Origin of the sequence: Bacillus sp. SIMBA_008, assembly GCF_046535495.1 — a bacterium.
GTDB lineage: Bacteria > Bacillota > Bacilli > Bacillales > Bacillaceae > Bacillus > Bacillus subtilis.
Genome location: NZ_JAWRWL010000562.1, coordinates 1 through 267 on the forward strand (window position 1 = coordinate 1; position 267 = coordinate 267).

Consider the following 267-nt stretch of genomic DNA (forward strand, 5'->3'; position numbering starts at 1 on the left):
CTGCACACCCACGCCCGCGCCCTGGAGGCGCGCGACGCCGAGCACGGCGCCAGCGTGCACTTCGTGATCGCCGAGCTCGATGCCGGCAGCGTGTTCGCCCAGGCCCGGGTCCCGGTGCTGGCCGGTGACGATGCCGCCACCCTGGCCGACCGCGTGCTGGCCCGCGAGCATCCGCTGCTGATCGCCGCCCTGCGCCTGCTGGCCAGCGACCGCCTGCATGAACGGCAGGGTCGGCTCATCCTGGACGGTCAGCAGCTGTTTACACCG

Annotated in this window: 1 protein-coding gene; it reads left to right on the forward strand. The window is 73.4% G+C overall.

The genetic code is table 11. The features are described from left to right. A partial coding sequence (locus SB658_RS24445) for a formyltransferase family protein (RefSeq protein ID WP_410602964.1) occupies window positions 1-267 on the forward strand: 267 nt, incomplete at both ends.